This window comes from Methylobacillus arboreus, assembly GCF_020532725.1.
GTDB lineage: Bacteria > Pseudomonadota > Gammaproteobacteria > Burkholderiales > Methylophilaceae > Methylobacillus > Methylobacillus arboreus.
In genome coordinates, this window is record NZ_JAJAVC010000005.1 from 1 (window position 1) to 2672 (window position 2672).

Annotated in this window: 2 protein-coding genes; both read left to right on the forward strand. The window is 48.2% G+C overall.

The annotated features are described in order from the left end of the window. Positions 1-2022, forward strand: a 2022-nt coding sequence (locus LG198_RS06075) for an HNH endonuclease (protein WP_230342292.1), incomplete at its 5' end; no start/stop codon positions are given. Positions 2023-2032: 10 nt separating this feature from the next. Next, positions 2033-2485 carry an SMI1/KNR4 family protein gene (locus tag LG198_RS06080; RefSeq protein ID WP_230342293.1) on the forward strand — a complete coding sequence of 151 codons (453 nt, stop codon included), beginning with the start codon at positions 2033-2035 and terminating at the stop codon, positions 2483-2485. The last annotated feature ends 187 nt before the right edge of the window (positions 2486-2672 follow it).

A 2672-nucleotide genomic window follows, 5' to 3' on the forward strand; every position in this document is an offset into this window, starting at 1 on the left:
GATGCGGCGATGTGGTTCCTGATTGCCGATGCCAATGGGCTCACCGACCAGGCCCTCACTGAAGGCCAGACCCTCACCATCCCGAACAAGGTGACCAACGTCCATAACAACAGTGCGACCTTCCGGCCTTACAATGCAGGCGAAGCCATCGGCGACACTAGCCCAACCTTGCCTACTGCACCAGTGCCTTATGTCAAGAAGAGCAAGGGCAAGTGCGGGGGGGCCGGGATGATCATTGTGGCGGTCATTGCGGTTGTGGCTACAGTACTGACGGCAGGAGCATTGGCACCTGCCGCAGCGGCTGTCGCCGCAGGATCAGGGGGTGTCGCTGCCGGTACCTTTGCAACAGGCTTAGCGGTTCTGGGAGGAACCGCAGGGCTCACCACAGGGCTTGGTCTCAGTATAGGATTGGCTGCCGGTGCCATTGGTTCAGCGGTTAGCCAGGTTGCTGGCATGGCGATGGGTATACAAGACAAGTTCTCCTGGGGGGCGGTAGCCACTAGTGCCATCACGGCCGGTATTGGTGCAGGCGGTGGATTCAAGGCCATAGCGGGCAGCAATACCATTGGTCATGCCGTTGCACGGAATATCACCAACCAGGTGGCAGGTAATGTCACCGGCAGTCAACGTGGCTTCAACTGGAGCAGTGTCGCGGTCAGTGCAGTGGCTGCTCCAGCAACCCAGACCCTGACGAATCAGATGAACTTGGCCCCGATAGGCGAATCGTTGGGCAGTGACCTGGCCAGAGCGACTACAGGTGCACTGGTTGCAGCTACGACACAAGTGGCTATCCAGGGCGGCAGGCTCAACTGGAATGCGGTGGCGGCGGATACTTTAACTAGTCTCATCCTTAGCAGATCGGTTTCCAGTAATACGGCCCCAGGAATTACGCTCACAAAAGCAGAGAGCTCCGGTATTGCTCTGACAAACAATCAGCAATCACAACTAGAAAATCAGTGGTGGGACGATGGTGTTAACGAAATTGATCTCGAACGAAAAATCGCCAAGCTACCATTAACCCATAGTGCAACCCTGAATCTTGACAATGCTTCGATTATTCAAGGAAAAATCACTGCTGGAGATTACAACCAGACAACTGGAGGTTTTAGTGCTGCCACAAGCCACTTTGATCCGAATGTGCTGAGAGAAGCTGCACTACGCAGTGATCTTGAGCGTGCCGTATATGCAAGAGATCAGTTGAATGCTGGCTATATCGGCCCTGTAGAGAACCTGCAACAGGTGCATCAGTTGGTGATGGAAAACACTGTCAGCAACATTCAAGCCCAATTAGCCCAAGGCAATAATTGGGGCGCCACTTGGGAAGCAGCCAAAGGCGCCACTTATGACATGCTGGCCCCACAAGGGACAATCAGCGCAGCCATGCTTGTGACTGGAGGGCCGATCTTGAGAGGGCTGGGCAAGAGCTTGTCGGCAGCTTTCCCAACTACTTCAGTTTGGGTAGCCAATGTTGCCAATAAGCCGCTCTCCGGCCTGTATGGTGAGGCGGTTTCTGGGGTAAAATCTTTAATAAATAGAAATGGTGTTGCAAATCAGGCAGGATCAGCACTGCCCTATAATGCGCGAAGCATAGAATATCTATTGGAGACGCAATATCCTGGACAAGTTACTTCAACTACATTGCCATCGGTACTGGATAAAAATGTGTTATTAGCTGGGACGAGACATCCGGTTTCAGGTATTGTTTTTGATAGCCGTGGCTTCCCTGTTTTTGACTCTGTAGCAATATTCGATACACGAATTGCTAGTAGATACTCAGTTATTGAAAATAGCTCTGCACACATGCGTGCTGCTACTCGAGATTTGAGAGAAGCAATCAGCCGTGGAGAAGTTGGTAGCTCTCAATTTACAGAGCAACAATTGCGAGCAATTCAAGGTGGTAAGCCGAACATTCCAAATTTGACTTGGCATCACCATCAGGATATTAGCCGTATGCAATTGATTCCAACTAAGATACATCAGCAAACAGGACATGTTGGTGGTTTTGAAATGTGGTTCCGTTAAGGTGAAATGAATGAAAGACCTAACATGGTTTGAATCTGGGAAAACACTTAATACCCATCAGATTGATGCTACAGAGCAGCAACTAGAAGTTAAATTTCCACCTGATTATATCTCTGTTGTTAAAGATCATTCTGGAGCGAGTAATCCAGACGAGTGTGAGTTTAGGTATATTGATAAAGAAAGGGTACGTATAGGTAATTTTGGGACACTTTTAAGTTTATGTAATGAGCAGCCTAACAATGTCCTCGAAGTGATTGAAAACTTAGGAGATCAACTACCAAAGAAAATTGTGCCCATAATCGAAACAGGATCGGGGGATTATATTTGCTTCGATTATCGAATAGAGAAAATTCCGTTTGTTATCTATTTTTCTCATGAGCGACTGAATGAAGAGGCAATTATTCCCCTTACCCAAACATTCACTGAATTTCTGGAGAATCTGAAGCAACCTATTGAAGAATAACTAACTAAGATAACAATAGGGGACAGACCACGATTAATGGCAGTATTTAGGTCAATCTCCTATAAGGTTTAAGATGCCCCGCCGCCCTCGAATTATTTTGCCCAATGTTCCGCAACACATTATCCAGCGCGGGAATAACCGATCTGTGTGTTTCTATGCAGATGAAGATTACATTAAATATCTGGAT